The 15,972-nt window shown below is 35.1% G+C and carries 17 protein-coding genes and 1 pseudogene; 14 read left to right on the plus strand and 4 right to left on the minus strand.

The genetic code is table 11. From position 1 onward, the window contains the following. Positions 1–4: 4 nt before the first annotated feature. From I5168_RS12965 to I5168_RS12980, 4 genes are all read left to right on the plus strand, one after another. On the plus strand, positions 5–871 hold the full coding sequence (locus I5168_RS12965; RefSeq protein WP_431472043.1) for a hypothetical protein: 867 nt from the start codon (positions 5–7) through the stop codon (positions 869–871). Further along, positions 855–1,454: a methyltransferase domain-containing protein gene (locus I5168_RS12970; protein ID WP_431472044.1), complete on the plus strand. Its 600-nt coding sequence runs from the start codon at positions 855–857 to the stop codon at positions 1,452–1,454. Before I5168_RS12965 ends, I5168_RS12970 begins: the two co-directional genes overlap by 17 nt. A 3-nt stretch (positions 1,455–1,457) precedes the next feature. Beyond that, a complete protein-coding gene (locus I5168_RS12975) occupies positions 1,458–2,138 on the plus strand; it encodes an aspartate/glutamate racemase family protein (RefSeq protein ID WP_431472045.1) in 681 nt (226 codons plus the stop codon). A gap of 99 nt (positions 2,139–2,237) precedes the next feature. Beyond that, entirely contained in the window at positions 2,238–2,828 is a 591-nt protein-coding gene (locus I5168_RS12980) for a Crp/Fnr family transcriptional regulator (RefSeq protein WP_431472046.1), read from the plus strand. On the opposite strand, the pseudogene I5168_RS12985 reads toward I5168_RS12980, so the two are convergent. Further along, a pseudogene (locus tag I5168_RS12985) lies at positions 2,829–3,704 on the minus strand (sterol desaturase family protein). It lies immediately after the preceding gene. A gap of 60 nt (positions 3,705–3,764) precedes the next feature. Beyond that, on the minus strand, positions 3,765–4,355 hold the full coding sequence (locus I5168_RS12990; RefSeq protein WP_431472047.1) for a class I SAM-dependent methyltransferase: 591 nt from the start codon (positions 4,353–4,355) through the stop codon (positions 3,765–3,767). A 178-nt stretch (positions 4,356–4,533) separates the two neighbouring features. Between I5168_RS12990 and I5168_RS12995 the strand changes: the two genes are divergently transcribed. From I5168_RS12995 to I5168_RS13020, 6 genes are all read left to right on the plus strand, one after another. Then, positions 4,534–4,740, plus strand: a complete 207-nt coding sequence (locus I5168_RS12995) for a YgaP family membrane protein (protein WP_431472048.1) — start codon at positions 4,534–4,536, stop codon at positions 4,738–4,740. Between the two features lie 133 nt (positions 4,741–4,873). After that, on the plus strand, positions 4,874–6,136 hold the full coding sequence (locus I5168_RS13000) for an FAD-dependent oxidoreductase (RefSeq protein WP_431472049.1): 1,263 nt from the start codon (positions 4,874–4,876) through the stop codon (positions 6,134–6,136). 93 nt (positions 6,137–6,229) lie between these two features. After that, the gene (locus I5168_RS13005) at positions 6,230–6,685 is read left to right on the plus strand and encodes a methyltransferase family protein (RefSeq protein ID WP_431472050.1); all 456 of its coding nucleotides are present in this window, start codon (positions 6,230–6,232) and stop codon (positions 6,683–6,685) included. 144 nt (positions 6,686–6,829) lie between these two features. Further along, positions 6,830–7,495, plus strand: a complete 666-nt coding sequence (locus I5168_RS13010) for a peroxiredoxin (protein WP_105018606.1) — start codon at positions 6,830–6,832, stop codon at positions 7,493–7,495. Positions 7,496–7,561: 66 nt separating this feature from the next. After that, positions 7,562–8,890: an MBL fold metallo-hydrolase gene (locus I5168_RS13015; RefSeq protein ID WP_431472051.1), complete on the plus strand. Its 1,329-nt coding sequence runs from the start codon at positions 7,562–7,564 to the stop codon at positions 8,888–8,890. 6 nt (positions 8,891–8,896) lie between these two features. Continuing rightward, entirely contained in the window at positions 8,897–9,370 is a 474-nt protein-coding gene (locus tag I5168_RS13020) for a Dps family protein (RefSeq protein ID WP_105018604.1), read from the plus strand. 74 nt (positions 9,371–9,444) lie between these two features. Here I5168_RS13020 and I5168_RS13025 read toward each other — a convergent pair whose 3' ends face one another. After that, positions 9,445–11,547, minus strand: coding sequence for a TonB-dependent receptor domain-containing protein (locus I5168_RS13025; RefSeq protein ID WP_431472052.1), 2,103 nt, complete (start codon positions 11,545–11,547; stop codon positions 9,445–9,447). Positions 11,548–11,627: 80 nt separating this feature from the next. Further along, entirely contained in the window at positions 11,628–11,822 is a 195-nt protein-coding gene (locus tag I5168_RS13030; RefSeq protein WP_431472053.1) for a hypothetical protein, read from the minus strand. A gap of 427 nt (positions 11,823–12,249) precedes the next feature. Between I5168_RS13030 and I5168_RS13035 the strand changes: the two genes are divergently transcribed. From I5168_RS13035 to I5168_RS13050, 4 genes are all read left to right on the plus strand, one after another. Further along, positions 12,250–13,605 (plus strand): cytochrome ubiquinol oxidase subunit I, encoded by a 1,356-nt coding sequence (locus I5168_RS13035; protein ID WP_431472054.1) that lies wholly within the window; start codon positions 12,250–12,252, stop codon positions 13,603–13,605. A 10-nt stretch (positions 13,606–13,615) separates the two neighbouring features. Then, positions 13,616–14,653: a cytochrome d ubiquinol oxidase subunit II gene (gene cydB / locus I5168_RS13040; protein WP_431472055.1), complete on the plus strand. Its 1,038-nt coding sequence runs from the start codon at positions 13,616–13,618 to the stop codon at positions 14,651–14,653. A 169-nt stretch (positions 14,654–14,822) separates the two neighbouring features. Then, positions 14,823–15,380 (plus strand): YeeE/YedE family protein, encoded by a 558-nt coding sequence (locus I5168_RS13045; RefSeq protein ID WP_431472056.1) that lies wholly within the window; start codon positions 14,823–14,825, stop codon positions 15,378–15,380. A 3-nt stretch (positions 15,381–15,383) separates the two neighbouring features. Continuing rightward, positions 15,384–15,797 (plus strand): DUF6691 family protein, encoded by a 414-nt coding sequence (locus I5168_RS13050; RefSeq protein WP_105018598.1) that lies wholly within the window; start codon positions 15,384–15,386, stop codon positions 15,795–15,797. Positions 15,798–15,972: the final 175 nt, after the last annotated feature.

The following is a 15,972-nucleotide window of genomic DNA, read 5'->3' on the forward strand; positions in this document are numbered from 1 at the left end:
ATTATTGAAACCGATACTTAAAATAGCAGTTAAACTTTATGATAGCGTAAAAACTGTCTGGACATCTTCCTTTACTGAACGCTGGGTGAGTAATATCCTTGTTGCAAGTTTTGTTTTAGGTATATGTTATTATGGTGCAATAAAAGCAGAGTGGTTATTACCTGCCAACGAGTTTTTTACTCATCCATTTTTTGCCATAGAGATTTCATTTACGTTGCTTTTAATTTTTGAGCTGTTTAGTTTAATTTTTTCACTTCCGCAATCAGTAGCACGTTCCAACAGTAAACAATATGAAGTCCTCTCTTTAATTTTCTTAAGGTCTGGTTTCAAAGAATTTAGTCATATTGATAATCTTTCAGACTGGGCGTTTAACTCAGAACCAGTAATTAATATGTTTGCCTATGGAGCTGGTGGACTTATCATCTTTGGTTTGACGAGCCTTACCTACTCCCTGCAAAAACACGCTAAAATAACTAGTAGTAAAACAGAGCTACTATCATTTATAGCAGTAAAAAAACTGCTTGCTTTAGTTCTTTTGGTAGGCTTCTTTATCATTGGCATTAATGACACCATTCATCTTATACAAACAGGTACCTATACGCAGTCGTTTGAGTCCTTTTATACCATACTTATTTTTTGTGATATTTTAATTGTACTTATAGTCTTGCGCTACTCTACAGCATACAATGTAATATTTAGGTATTCATCATTTGTGCTTGCAACTATATTCATAAGAATTTCTTTTAGTTTAGACACAATGGAGAGTATTTTGGTAGGTATAGCTGGTGCTGTATTCGTTTTACTGTTAACGCTTACCTACAACTACTTTCTTAAAACCAATAATATTGAAGCAAATGAAAAAAAATCCTGAACTAGCTTTGGACTCTAACTATTGGGAGAACCGCTATCAAAGCAATAGTATTGGTTGGGATTTAGGTAAAATCTCTAGGCCTTTAGAATACTATTTTGAACAGTTGGATAATAAGAAACTTAAAATCTTAATTCCCGGTGGCGGAAATTCCTATGAAGCAGAGTATTTAGTAAAAAAAGGATTTAAAAACGTTTTTGTTGTTGATGTATCTGAGACGGCTTTAACTAACCTTAAAAAAAGGGTACCAGACTATCCTTCGTCTCAATTAATCAAAATGAATTTTTTTGATGTAAAGATGAAGTTTGACCTTATTATAGAGCAAACATTCTTTTGTGCTATTGACCCAAAACTAAGAGGCCAGTATGTTACAAAAGCATCAGAGTTATTAAAAAAAGAAGGCAAACTAGTAGGTTTACTTTTTGATGCACCACTTTACAAAGACCATCCTCCATTTGGAGGAGATAAATGTGAATACAAGGCCTATTTTAGCCCATACTTCTCTATAAAGACAATGGAACCTTGTTATAATTCAGAATCTGAAAGAAAAGGAAAAGAACTATTCATAAAACTTCAAAAGAAATAGACTATGAAAACCTTAGGTCTTATAGGTGGCACATCTTGGCATTCTACCATAGAATACTACAAACTTATTAATGAATTAGTAGGTAATAAAATTGGCACTCGAAGCAATCCACCATTGATTATTCATAGTATTAATATCGAATTAATGCGTGAGCAAAATATAGAAAAAATAAACGCAAAGTATCTAGATGTGTCTCGCAAGCTAGAACAAGCAGGTGCACAAGCTATTGTTATTTGTGCTAACACCCCTCATATGACCTATGAATATGTACAGCCCAAAATAAACATTCCAATTCTACACATTGCTGATGCCACCGGAAATGAAGCAAAAAAACAAGGTCTAAAGACTTTAGGATTACTTGGTAATAAACCTACAATGACAGGTGACTTTATACCTAAAATTCTAAAAACTAAGCACCATATTGAAACCATAATCCCAGAAGAACATTGTCTAGGTCAAACTCACAACTATGTTTCTAAAGAACTTACACAAGGTATTTTTACAGATAAAGCAAAGCAATTTTTTCTTAATCAAATAAACTTACTCGTAAAAAGTGGTGCAGAAGGAATAATTTTAGGATGTACAGAGTTACCATTATTAATAAAGCAGGATGAAACTATAGTCCCATTGTTAGCTACTACAGACTTACACGCACAAAGGGCTGTAGAATTTATTCTTTCTTAGCTTATTAAGTGCATTAAATAAAATTGAGATATTGCAGAATAATTTTAAATCGTCTTGATAGAAGAAGCTCTAAATACATATTTCCCTAAATTGGCTACGATGCCAGAGCTCAAAAAAGAACTTATATTTATAAGTAGCTTACATACGTTCGATGCTGGCACTATAATTCTTAAGCAAGGTGCTTATGTAAAAGTCATTCCTTTAATGATATCAGGTCTCGCTAAAGTTTTTAAAGAAGAACCAGATAATGGCAATGAAGTTTTACTCTATTATATAAAACCTGGTGAAAGTTGTATAATGTCAATGACCACAGTACTTCATAATACAACCAGCAAAGTAAAGGCAATTATAGAAGAAACTGCAGAAGTGGTATTAATACCTGCTGATAAGGCAATTAGTATTGCAAAGAAATACCCGCGATGGAATGAGTTTATCTACGACCTTTTCAACCTAAAGTTTGAGGAACTGCTCAATGTTATTGAAATCTTGACCTTCTCAAATAAAGACACCAGATTACTAGAATATTTAAAGAAAGAGGCTCAACTAAAAAAAACACACACAATAGTAACAACCCATCAACACATTGCAGACGATTTAGGTTCTTCGCGAGAAGTCATATCACGGTTATTAAAAAAATTAGAAACTGATGGAATTGTAAAGCTAGCTCAAGGTAGTGTTACCCTACTTTAATCACTTTTGTCCTTTTCTAAAACCATAGGTATTCTGCGCTACAAAATCGGTAGGGAATTTAGTATCGCCAGGAAATCCTAGTTCAATAGTACCACTGTCTTCAGGAATATAATTGGTTTTAAATACGTAATCCCAAAGGCTTAGGCTAATTCCAAAATTCATCCCATATTTTCCCTCAGGCAAAACATAGGCGTGGTGATACAGGTGCATTACAGGATTATTGACAATGTACTTTAATGGTCCCCAAGTTATTTTAATATTAGAGTGATTAAAGTGCCCAATTGCGATAGCTAAAAAGTGAACGATATAAGCCTGCTGTGTCTCAAAGCCAAACAGTATCATTACAGCAAACGTCTTTAAGGGCTTGTATAAAATGTTCTCCATCCAATGGTAACGCAAGTGCGCAGCAAATCCCATCTCCTTAACACTATGATGTACTTTATGAAATTTCCAAAAGAAAGAGTACTTGTGTAAAAGTGTATGTGTAAACCATTGCACAAAGTCTAATACCACAAAGAATACGACTAACTGCGCCCATATAGGCCAGCCTGATGAGTGAAACAAAGCGAGGGATTTATAAGTTATCCCAATATCGGTAAAACCTAATTGAAGTAATTTATAAAAACCACTTATGGCTACCGAGAAAATGAAGAAATTAAAAACATATAAAACCCGTCTAACCAAAAGTCTTTTCTAAAGATGGACTGCTCTTTACGCCACGGGAATATTATTTCTAATACCCATACGAGCAGGGATATGGCAATAAGATCATAAAAATAATTGGTGTACCAAGGGACTTCAAAAAAGAATTGATTTTAAAGTCCAATCTACAGTGCCTAAAAAGACATCCATAAAACCGTTTAAATACTTTTCCATAGCCTTTCATTCTTTTTCAATAAAAATAGATTTCAAAGAAATAAAAGTCTATAACACAAGTTACACTTTACAAAATATCAAAGTGGTCATAGCTCTCTTATCTTCAACATTGGTTGTCTTTACCGGTTCAATAAGTTCTATCTCGTGGTTTTCCAGAAGTGCCTTAATATGTCCTCTTGTAAGAAAAAAAGTTCCTGCTCTATTTGTTTTACTTTCTTTTAGGTAGGGTACATTTCCATCCAAACCAATATCAGACCCCATTCTTATCAATAAGGTCCCATTAGGCTTCAACACTCTTACAAGTTCAGAGAACATCTTAAAAAAATGTTCTTCGCTTTCCGCAAAATGTAACACTGCCGAACAAAATATATGATGAAATTCATTTTCACCGTAAGGCAAATCATCGATGTTACCTACTTTAAAGTTTGAAGCAGATTTTGGGTAATTCAATTTTGCATTTTCCAAACGTTGATTGTCGGTATCTAAACCATAGATATCGTAATCATTGGCATAAAACCATTTCAGGTTTCTTCCTTCTGCACAACCAGCATCTAATATTTTTTCATTAGGTGCATATCTTTTTTTTAGAATTTGGTCTATGATATAAATATCTACACTGCCGAGTACAGCTTGTGTTTGAGTTAAATTCATTTGTATTTTTTTGTCTTGTAACATCCGTCACAAGAAATAACACTCTAATATTATATTTTTGATTCAACATTAAAAGAAAAAATGAAAAAAGGTTTAAAGTTGCTTTGGGTCTGTATTATTTGTGCAGGTTTATTTACGGCACTTTATTTCTTAATAGATTATTTTAAAAAATGTTTTTATGAAAAAAAATATGGGAGGTGCAGACCGCATTATCAGAATTATTATAGCAGCAGTTGTTGGTGTTTTATATTGGCAAGGTATTATCGAAGGTACTTTAGCGTACATCCTATTAGCGGTTGCTGGAGTTTTCCTAATAACAAGCTTTGTCAGTTTCTGTCCTTTATACACCATTGTAGGATTAAATACCTGCAGGGTAAAGAAATAGTTTTAAGTAAATTAATGATTTTTCAAGCAGTTATGATTTTTAACTGCTTTTTTTTATTCTTATGTAACTCAAGTTACACATTTAATGTTTTTTGTCGGGTATTTTTATGAAGTTAAAAAAATAGCATAAAAAAATGGCATCACATTTTCAAATTTTAATTATAGGAGGAGGAACTGCAGGAATAATGACCGCAGCTCAATTACTAAAGCAAAAGAAATCTAATAGCGTTGCTATAATAGAACCTGCAGACACCCATTACTATCAACCTGCTTGGACTTTAGTTGGTGCTGGCACCTACGACTATGAAAAGACGGGTAGGCCTATGTCATCCATTATCCCAAAAGGAGCAAAATGGATAAAAGATAAAGCCAAAGGTTTTGATGCAGATAACAATACTGTCCACACAGAAAAAAGTGGTGATATCACTTATGATTATCTTGTTGTGGCACCAGGTTTGGTTATGGAACCTTCCTTAATAGAAGGATTACCAGAAGCACTAGATAAAGGTATGGTATGCAGTAATTATACTGACCCAAAACACACTTGGGAGGTCATTAAAAATTTCAAAGGAGGAAACGCTGTATTCACACAACCCACCACTCCAATCAAATGTGGAGGTGCTCCTCAAAAAATCGCTTACTTAGCAGCTGATTATTTTAGAAAAAATGGTTTAAGCAAAAAGACAAACGTTGTATTTGCTACCCCTGGTACAGTAATATTTGGTGTCAAACCGATAAGGGACACGTTAATGCAGGTAATTCATAGATATGGGATGCACTTCAAACCATATTACGCTCCTTTCAAAATTGATGCTGAAAAACAAATTATCTATTTTAGAAATACAGCTACAGATGAGAATCAGTGCATCATTACTGAGGATAATTCGTTAGGAGAAAAGATGAGTAGCGATGCAATTATAGAAATGCCGTTTGATATGCTACATTTAGCCCCACCACAAGCAGCACCAAAATTTGTTCGCGATTCTACACTTGTAAACGAAGCTGGATGGTTAGATGTAGACCACCACTCATTACAGCATAATAAATACTCGAATATCTTTGGATTAGGGGATGTTGCTGGACTACCAACCGCTAAAACAGGAGCGGCAATTCGTAAACAAGTTCCTGTGGTAGTAGACAACTTAAGTCTACTCATCGCCCAGGACAAGATAGGTACAAAGTCCTATAATGGTTATTCCAGTTGTCCACTTGTAACTGGATATGGTAAAATGACCTTAGCAGAGTTTGATTATGATGGTAATTTTACACCAGACCCAAAACTAAAAAGAATGTTAGTGTTTAATAGTGCCAAAGAACATTGGAGATTATGGATGCTTAAGAAGTTTATGCTTCCTTATCTCTACTGGAATAAGATGATGAAAGGACAAGACGTTTAGGAAAAATCTTATAATCTTAAAATTCAAAGGCGTATTTCAAATAAGAAGTTCGCCTTTTTTAATATCGTTTGTGATAGCAAATTATTAAGTGAAATGATAAAATCAAGTTGGGATTATATCTATGTAGCGATTCAGCTTATACTCTTTGTTATATACATTATACCTACAACAGCACTTAGTTTTTCAACTTATGAAATACTAAAAAACATAGGTCTTATAACGCTGATTTTAGGTGTTCTACTCGGAATCATAAGCTTACTTCAACTCAATAAACATTTATCACCTTTTCCTACGCCAGTTTCTGGAAGTGAATTGATTCGAGGATATGCATATAAGTACATAAGACATCCTATCTACACAGGCATTCTTTTTGCCTTATTTGGATATGGTCTGCACATAGGCTCAGCATATAAACTAATTATTACGTCAGCCCTTCTAATTTTATTTTTCTTTAAATCAAAATACGAAGAAAAGAAACTCACATCTATATTTATTGATTATCCTATATATAAAAAAAGGACAGGACGATTTTTACCTAAACTCTTCTAAAACCCCTATGAAGTCACGGTTGTCTCGTGTATTAAATGTTAAAAAAAGTTAATTCCATTAGTATGTAACACAGGTTACAGTAGATACTGTAATCATAGTTTATCTTTATACTACATTAAAAATACGATAATTAAAAACTATAAAATGGATAAAGAAAATTTATTACAAGAGCCAGTTACTTCAATGCCAAGAATTGGAGACACAGCACCAGATTTTGAAGCAGTAACTACTAAAGGGAACATCAAAATGTCTGATTTTGCAAAAGACAAATGGATAGTGATGTTTTCTCACCCTGCAGATTTTACACCAGTTTGTACCACTGAGATGAGTGGTTTTGCGACTAGAAAAGCCGAATTTGACGCGTTAAATACCGAGTTACTTGGTTTGAGTATCGATAGTATTCACGCCCATTTAGGTTGGGTACAAAACGTAAGAGAAAATACAGGTGTGTATTTTGACTTTCCTATTATAGCAGATATCGATATGAAAGTATCTAAATTATACGGTATGCTACAACCTAATGAAAGTGAGACAGCGGCTGTAAGAGCAGTATTTTTCATAGACCCTTCTAAAAAAATACGTTTAATTATGTACTACCCGCTTAACGTAGGTCGTAATATGGATGAAATTCTAAGAGCGCTAGACGCACTTCAAGTATCTGACAAACACAAAGTAGCTATGCCACTAGACTGGAAAAGAGGTGATAAAGCTATTTGCCCACCACCAAAATCACTCGATGCATTAAACGATAGACTTGCAGACGACTCGGTAGAAAAAGTCACTTGGTATTTAGCTAAAAAAGATATCTAAAAAAAGAAAACAAGGGCTTTCGATACGATACGTAAGCCCTTTTTTAATCTCTTAAAAAATATACATATGAAAATAAAGCAATTTGAATATAAGCCGTTAGCCCATTACTCTTACGCTGTAGTTAGCAATGGAGAAATGGCCATTATAGACCCAGAGCGCGACCCTGAGCAGTATTACGCTTTCGCGAAAGCGAATAACGCAAAAATTGTGGCAGTGCTCGAAACACATCCACACGCAGATTTTGTGAGTTCTCACTTAGAACTACAGAAAGAAACTGGAGCAATTATTTACAATAGCGAAAAGTTAGGAGCCGACTATCCGCATCAAACTTTTGACGATGGAGATTCTATCAAAATTGGGAACGCTACGCTAGAAGCTATTAACACACCTGGGCACTCGCCAGATAGTATTACCATTGTAGCAACAGAAAATAATGATACAGCTTTATTTACTGGTGATACACTATTTATTGGTGATGTGGGCAGACCTGATTTACGTGAGAAAGCAGGCAATATGCAAGCTAAACGTGAAGAACTTGCCGAAATGATGTACCAAACTATAACCACTAAATTCAATGAGCTACCAGACGATGCCGTGGTGTATCCTGCACACGGTGCGGGCTCTTTATGCGGCAAGAACTTAAGTGATGCTGCTAGTAGTACACTGGGAGACGAGAGAAGAGACAATTGGGCGTTCAAAAAGCAATCAAAAAAAGAATTTATGGACACCATTCTCGATGGTCAGCCCTTTATTCCTTCTTATTTTGGATTTAATGTAGATGTGAACAAAATTGGCGCAGAAAATTTGCAGCCTGCTATCTCGAAAGTACCTTTTGAAAAAGAGTCTACAGCTACTGACCTAATTATAGATATGCGAGATGAAGCTTCTTTTAAGAAAGGACACTTACCTGGAAGTATAAACATTCAAGCAGGTTCTGAAAACGCAAAATTTGAAACTTGGTTAGGTTCCATCGTAGAACCCAAAGAAGCATTCACTTTAGTCATAGATAGTGAGGATTCTAAAGACTATATGTTAAACAGAGTTGCCAAAATAGGATATGAAAAACAACTCAAAAAAGTTATTACGCTATCTGATGAAAATCTTATGAAAACCGAACAACTAGATGTAGCAGATTTCAAGAAAAATCCTGAAAAATACACCATCGTAGATATACGAAATATTAGCGAAGTTGAAGACGGTAAATTTTTTGAAAGTGCCATATCGCATCCGCTCAATCAATTACGTGATACGGCCGATGACATCCCAACAGACAAACCTATTGTAGTGCATTGTGCAGGTGGTTACAGAAGTGCAGCAGGAAGCAGTATTTTGGAAAGACAGCTCAAAGATGCAAAAATTTACGACTTGAGCGACGCTGTAAATGATTTTAAATAATACACTATGAAAAACACAAATAACATAGGTTTAGATAATAAAACATCTCAAACCACAGCATTACAACTCAACGACTTATTGTCTAATTACCAAATGTTCTATATGAATCTTAGAGGATTCCACTGGAACATAAAGGGAAAGAAATTCTTTGAACTACATCTAAAATTTGAAGAGCTATATAACGACGCTCTTATAAAGGTTGATGAAATTGCAGAACGTGTACTGACGTTAAGTGCAACGCCACTACATTCATTCAAAAAGTATCTGGATACTTCTGATATTAACTCTGCTGAAAATGTAACAGATGGTGAAGATGCTATCGATAACATTCTGGAATCTTTAAAAATATTGCTTAACAAAGAAAGAGCAATTCTGGCCATAGCAGCAGAAGCTAATGATGAAGGTACAGTAGCATTGATGAGTGATTACATTGTTCAGCAAGAAAAACTTGTTTGGATGCTGTCCGCTTATCGAGATTAAATAGCAAAACAAGTATAAAATTAAAAAGCCCTTTTGAAATCATCAAAAGGGCTTTTATTTTTAATAAAGCATTTTTAAAATGCATATTGTACGAATACCGAGAAGTTTCTTCCAGGGTCATTTATTGGTATCCTTGTAAAATCTGCTTGATTAACGAATGAGAAATTCAAGTGATTGTTATACGTTTCATTAAATAGATTAAGAACTGCAAACCCAATATTTAGTTTGTCAATGGGTTCGTAACCTAAGCGTAAATCGATAACTTCATAACCTGCCGTTTCTTGTTCTCTAAAACTTATTGCTATTTGGTCCTGCTTTGATGTTATAGTATAATTTATGCTAGCCCAAAATTTATTTTTTTCATAGCTCAATCCTATACGTGTAGTTAAAGGTGGTGTTAAGGGTAATGACTCATCAAGGTCTTGATTTCTTGTATATACGTAAGATAATACACTAGAAAAATTGAAGTAGTTTGCAAAATCTATCCTAGCCTCTGCTTCAAAACCTATCTTATACGCTTTATCAAGGTTGATAAATCGTTTCACTTCTTGCGGCTGTGCATTAGGCATAAACTTTCTATCTAGTGTAGGGTCTACAACGGCAACAATGTAATTCTCATAGCGCGCATAATACCCAGATATAGCATAACGCAAAGCGTTAATCCCTTTTTCAAAACGCTTACGACCTTTAAAACCTATTTCAAACTGATTATTTACCTCAGCGTCCAGATTAGGATTTCCTACATACTCAAAAGGATCCTGACCTACCTGAAAATGATTGATATAACGTTCAATCATATTTGCAGAACGTACCCCACGACCATACGCAACTTCTAGCGTTTTATTGGCTGATAATTTATGTTTTATTGATACTGTAGCAGAAACGTTATGCTCTTCGCGCTGTTCTAAATTGGCATAGAGTTGTTGAAAATCTGCTTCAGGGTCTTTAATATCAGAAAATACTACATTGTAACGCACCCCAGCCGTTAACATCGTTTTGTCTGAAACAGCATACTTGTTTTCTGCAAATATGCCATAGTCATTTACATAAGAATCTTGCCATATCTTATCTTGAAACACCCTAGGTTCAGGTAGCAAGTCTCCCATCATATTACGCTTTCCCGTACGAGTTCTTGCACCATCTCTCGCAATAAGCAAGGCATCCAGTCCGCCATATAGCGTCCATTTATCGGTAGGTTTCATTTTAAGTTCCACTCTTCCGCCAGCAGTAGTTACATCTATTTTAGATAAGGCTCCTGTCATTGTAAAGGATGGCCTTCTCGAATTGGACATTATATGGTCAACATAAGAATAATAGGCTTTTGCATTTACTTCTTTTACTAAACCCTTTAAATTAGAAATTTTGTAATCCAAAGACAAAATAGAACTATTATCCTCTTCAGTATCCATAGGCAGTCCAGCGTGCAGTACATCCCTACCAAAAGATTGCCTCCAGTGTGCTTGTATTCGCTGATTCTCTGATATATTATATCCAAAACGTAAAGCGTAATCCAAACTTCTAAAGGATGATGGGATTTCAGTACCATCACCATCTTCATAATCACCGAAATCACGATAACCAACATTCCCAGTTATGTCATAGGTATCGGTTACCTGATGAAGTTTTAAAGAAGATACTAATGCGTTGCCATTAGATTCGTAACCAGAGTTAATACTGCCGTGCAAACCGTTATCCATAGCACTAGGTTTTTGAGTTACAAGGTTAATAACTCCTCCAAAAGTTGCTCCATACCTAACAGTATAAGGCCCCTTTATAACCTCTATTCTTTCAATATCCTCTGGTACAACGTGAGTGGTAATCGGGTCCATCCGATTTGGGCAAGCGTGCATCACTTTTGTACCTCCATCAAATTGAATATTTAGTTGCTCATATTGTGAAGCTCTAAATGACGGGTCAATGGCATAATTACCACGTTTTATCAAAGAAAACCCATTGAAATCATTAAATAGGTCTGCAACATTCTTTGGCTGAACGACTTTTTTAAGCAAGTCTGTTTTTACAATTGTGAGCACCGGATCTGTTTTTCCTTGCCCAGTCACAATAACAGTATTTAGTTTAATTGATTTTGTCTTAATTGAATCTTGTTTTATGGTTTCCTGACCTAATAAGATAGCAGGAATAAGCGCAGCGGAGAGCGCAAATTGTTTTATTTTCATTTTTAAATTTCAAAATTGAATAATAGTAATCTGGAGAGAACATAACAATTCTCTCTTTTAATAGTAAAGCTGTGTGCAGATTACTCTTTAGGAGGATGAAAAATAGACTGGAAGTAACCTTCGGTAAACATTCTTGAATCGTAGAAATTTTCAGATCTTAAAACAACTGTATTCGCTTGACTATCTTGTATAGAATCGGTTAAACAAAATATTAATTGTTCCCACTCTATAGTAGGAATAGTCTGCTCATCTTGAGTTAGTTCTTTACTACTCATTTTGCTCAAATAGCATTTTCCGTTGCATTGCAACTGAGGTCTGTTTTTGTTTTCGCATAATTGCTCTACAAAACTCTCAATATCTAAAGCGTACCAAGTATAGACTAAGGAAATTCTAAGACTGTTACTTAGTATTAGGATAGATAATATGACAGCACTTATAAACTTCAAGGGGCAAAATTAAATAGCTACAGCGTAAATAAAACTGATAAAAATCATTCAGAAATTGATTTTCATATTTACGCTTTTGCGAAAGCGTAAATTGTATTTATACCGCTTATTGAAGACAAAATAAAAAAATAAAAAAAACAGAATAAGCAACCTAAGTTACACAGCTAAAAAAAAGAATAAAAAAACTCTATATGTAACCCAAGTTACCTATTTAAGAAATATAGGATTTTACCTTTGATAAAAATTTTTCGTCACTATGGATACAGAAATTCTTGCTAGAATCCAGTTTGCTTTCACCATTGCATTTCACTACATCTATCCGCCATTGAGTATTGGTTTAGGGCTGATTATGGTGTTTATGGAAGGTATGTATTTGAAGACTGGAAATAAACAGTACGAGGTATTAACTCGTTTTTGGTTAAAAATCTTTGCTATCACTTTTGGTATAGGTGTGGCAACAGGTATTATAATGGAATTTGAGTTTGGAACTAACTGGTCTGTGTATTCTCGATATGTAGGTGATATTTTTGGAAGTGCGCTCGCTGCAGAAGGTTTGTTTGCTTTTGGTCTTGAAAGCGCTTTTTTAGGGATTCTACTATTTGGTTGGAATCGTGTATCGCCCAAGGTACATTTTATATCCACCATAGGTGTATTTTTAGGCTCGATGTTTTCTGCAGTATGGATTGTTGTTGCAAATAGTTGGCAACAAACACCTGCAGGATATCACATCGTAGGCGAAGGTCTTAATGCAAGAGCGGAAGTTACCGATTTCTGGGCTATGGTATTCAACCCTTCAAGTGTAGACAGAATCATTCACGTTTGGCAAGGTGCCTTTTTAGCAGGTGCTTTCTTAGTGCTAAGTGTACACGCCTATTATCTGTTGAACGGACGTTATGTTGAAATATCGAAAAAAGCGTTTAAAATAGCCTTAGGTCTGGCGACTGTAATTTCATTAACACAATTAGTTTCAGGTCACAGTTCTGCCGACGGTGTAGCAAAAAATCAGCCTGCAAAACTAGCTGCAATGGAGGGGCATTATGAAGAATCTGCTCCTGCTGATTTATATTTATTCGGTTGGGTAAATGATGAAACCCAAGAGGTAACAGGTATAAAAGTTCCAGGCGGTTTATCGTTTTTAGTGCATCAAGATTTTGAAGAACCCGTAACTGGATTAAACGCATTTCCTAAAGAAGATAGACCTGGGCAAGTGAACGCTGTATTTCAATTTTATCATATTATGATTTCTATTGGTATGTTCCTTATAGGTCTAACTTTATATGCAAGCTATTTATGGTGGCGAGGTACCTTATTCAATAAAAAATGGCTGTTACGAATATTTGCTTTTTCAGTATTACTGCCTCAAATAGCGAACCAGGTTGGATGGTTTGCTGCCGAAATGGGGAGACAACCTTGGATTGTTTATGGGCATTTAAGAACTAGCGAAGGTTTTTCTCAAGAAGTATCTTCTAACCAAATACTCTTTTCTTTAATACTATTCTTAGTGGTCTATACGATATTGTTTCTTTTATTTCTCTATTCTGTAAATAAAAAAATAAAGCACGGTCCTTACGATGAAGCTAAGAATCCAGATGAATTTTTAAAATACGTTTAAGCGCATAATTATGGAAACATTTTTAGGGATAGATTATCCAACTCTTTGGTACTTAGTAGTAGGACTACTGTTTTCGGGTTATGCAATTTTAGAAGGCTTTGATTATGGTGCAGGTTCTTGGCATTTGTTTTTTAGAAAGGACTTAAGTAGACGTATTGCAATAAATGCTATTGGCCCATTATGGGATGCAAATCAGGTATGGTTAATCATTGGTGCAGGTGCATTATTTGCAGGGTTTCCTGTGATGTATGCAACGATGTTGTCTGCGATGTATGTACCGTTTATGCTCTTTTTAATGCTTCTCGTATTAAGGTCATCGGCCATCAAATTTAGAAGTGCTGAGGATATGCTATGGTGGCGAAAAACTTGGGATATTATTTATTTTGTATCGAATACACTCATCTCATTTTTACTAGGAGTTGTGTTAGCAAACATTTTACAAGGATTCGAACTGGGTGAGAACTACAGTTATAAAGGCGGTATGTTCTTTTCATTTTTAAACCCATATGCAATAATGGTGGGGTTAACCACGGTATCACTTTTTATGACTCAAGGTGCTATATTCTTGCTGTTAAAAACAGAAGGACGTCTACACGCTAGGCTTACTTTTTTACTTAAGAAAGGGATGGTGTTTTTCATTGTAAGTTTTGCAGCAACATCGCTTTATACATTGGTTTTTCTTCCCGGTGTAACGGACAAGTTTAAAGAGAACCCTGTTTTCTTTATCATTCCTGTACTTGCATTTTTGGCCGTGGCAAACGTTCCTAGATTAGTATCAAAGAAGAAGTATGCCTATGCATTAATTTTTTCATCATTAACTATGGCGTTTTTATTAATGCTCGTGGCATTTCAACTGTATCCTGTGCTGTTGCCATCAACCATTGACCCTGAATATAGTGTTACTATTTACAATGCTGCATCATCCCAAAAGTCTTTGGGTATTATGCTTACCATTGTAGCTATAGGTTCCCCTTTATTGGCTGGTTATTTTCTGTTTTTATATAAAACATTCCACGGTAAAGTGAAGCTGGACGATACGAGTTATTAGACACCTTTATAATTACCAAAGAATTTTTAAGATTTATAAATTAAAAATCGAAACTAAGATAAATATCTAGCATTTAGCTGGGTGTTTTGCATTATAATATTTACTCCAATGTAACATTGGTTACTGACAAAATCTATAAATAGACATTTCTTTGTAAAAAATTAAAAATATGAATTGGATTTATGAACCTTGGCCTTGGTATGTCGCTGGGCCACTCATCGCTCTTACAATGTTTGTACTATTAGTTGTAGGAAAGCAATTTGGAATGTCTTCAAATTTACGAACGGCTTGTGCTGCTATCGGCGCAGGAAAAGCCTCTGACTTTTTTAAATTCGATTGGAAAGCGGAACGCTGGAACCTGATGGTTGTTTTAGGTGCAGTAATCGGTGGGTTTATCGCTGCAAATTACCTAAGCGATAATACGGTGGAAATCAACCCTGAAATTGCACAACAGCTTTCAGAAGATTATAATATTAAAAGCGCCGGAGAAGCTTATTTACCACCAGAAATTTTTGCAACAGAGGCACTTAGCGACCCGTTTACACTTGCCATATTATTGACAGGCGGTTTATTAGTAGGCTTTGGAGCCCGATATGCTGGTGGTTGTACATCAGGTCACGCCATTTCTGGATTGAGTAATCTACAATTACCTTCACTTATAGCAGTAATTGGCTTCTTTATTGGCGGGCTTGTAATGGTTCATTTTTTATATCCTTTAATCTTTTAGACAATGCGTTATATAACATATTTAGTAATTGGAATTTTCTTTGGAGTTATAATGTATAAATCTGAGGCTGCTTCTTGGTTTCGTATTTATGAAATGTTTCAATTTGGTAGTTTTCATATGTATGGAATCATAGGATCTGCTTTGGTAATTGGAGTCATTGGTGTTCAAGTCATAAAACGAAATAACATTAAACCTTTAGATGGTAGTGAGATGAGCTTAAAACCAAAAAACAAGAGTGTAGCTCGTTACCTTTTAGGCGGTATTCTTTTCGGATTAGGTTGGGCACTTGCCGGTGCGTGTCCAGGACCAATGTATGTACTTGCAGGTTCAGGCTATATTTCAATATTAATAGTGATTTTTGGAGCAATAGCAGGTACTTTTCTGTATGGTATATTGAGAGATAAGCTACCGCATTAATAGATGCTTAATAGTATTCGAGAACTTATCCAATCCTACAAGGATGAGGTGTTACCTATTTCCCAATCAGACCTGTCTGATACCAAAAAAATTTGATTGCGGGTATCGAAATATCTCAAAGTTATTTGCATAAATTAAGAGATGTAATTAAAGGTAGAAAATTTGAACGTCAACA

Origin of the sequence: Nonlabens sp. SCSIO 43208 (genome assembly GCF_050703575.1) — a bacterium.
GTDB classification, from domain to species: Bacteria; Bacteroidota; Bacteroidia; order Flavobacteriales; family Flavobacteriaceae; genus Nonlabens; species Nonlabens tegetincola.

What these genes read in the sequence shown, in the direction of transcription:
- I5168_RS12970 (WP_431472044.1), top strand. Translation starts at nt 855, where the DNA reads ATGAAAAAAAATCCTGAACTAGCTTTGGACTCTAACTATTGGGAGAAC.
- I5168_RS12975 (WP_431472045.1), top strand. Translation starts at nt 1,458, where the DNA reads ATGAAAACCTTAGGTCTTATAGGTGGCACATCTTGGCATTCTACCATA.
- I5168_RS12980 (WP_431472046.1), top strand. Translation starts at nt 2,238, where the DNA reads ATGCCAGAGCTCAAAAAAGAACTTATATTTATAAGTAGCTTACATACG.
- I5168_RS12990 (WP_431472047.1), bottom strand. Translation starts at nt 4,355, where the DNA reads ATGAATTTAACTCAAACACAAGCTGTACTCGGCAGTGTAGATATTTAT.
- I5168_RS12995 (WP_431472048.1), top strand. Translation starts at nt 4,534, where the DNA reads ATGAAAAAAAATATGGGAGGTGCAGACCGCATTATCAGAATTATTATA.
- I5168_RS13000 (WP_431472049.1), top strand. Translation starts at nt 4,874, where the DNA reads ATGGCATCACATTTTCAAATTTTAATTATAGGAGGAGGAACTGCAGGA.
- I5168_RS13005 (WP_431472050.1), top strand. Translation starts at nt 6,230, where the DNA reads ATGATAAAATCAAGTTGGGATTATATCTATGTAGCGATTCAGCTTATA.
- I5168_RS13010 (WP_105018606.1), top strand. Translation starts at nt 6,830, where the DNA reads ATGGATAAAGAAAATTTATTACAAGAGCCAGTTACTTCAATGCCAAGA.
- I5168_RS13015 (WP_431472051.1), top strand. Translation starts at nt 7,562, where the DNA reads ATGAAAATAAAGCAATTTGAATATAAGCCGTTAGCCCATTACTCTTAC.
- I5168_RS13020 (WP_105018604.1), top strand. Translation starts at nt 8,897, where the DNA reads ATGAAAAACACAAATAACATAGGTTTAGATAATAAAACATCTCAAACC.
- I5168_RS13025 (WP_431472052.1), bottom strand. Translation starts at nt 11,547, where the DNA reads ATGAAAATAAAACAATTTGCGCTCTCCGCTGCGCTTATTCCTGCTATC.
- I5168_RS13030 (WP_431472053.1), bottom strand. Translation starts at nt 11,822, where the DNA reads ATGAGTAGTAAAGAACTAACTCAAGATGAGCAGACTATTCCTACTATA.
- I5168_RS13035 (WP_431472054.1), top strand. Translation starts at nt 12,250, where the DNA reads ATGGATACAGAAATTCTTGCTAGAATCCAGTTTGCTTTCACCATTGCA.
- cydB (WP_431472055.1), top strand. Translation starts at nt 13,616, where the DNA reads ATGGAAACATTTTTAGGGATAGATTATCCAACTCTTTGGTACTTAGTA.
- I5168_RS13045 (WP_431472056.1), top strand. Translation starts at nt 14,823, where the DNA reads ATGAATTGGATTTATGAACCTTGGCCTTGGTATGTCGCTGGGCCACTC.
- I5168_RS13050 (WP_105018598.1), top strand. Translation starts at nt 15,384, where the DNA reads ATGCGTTATATAACATATTTAGTAATTGGAATTTTCTTTGGAGTTATA.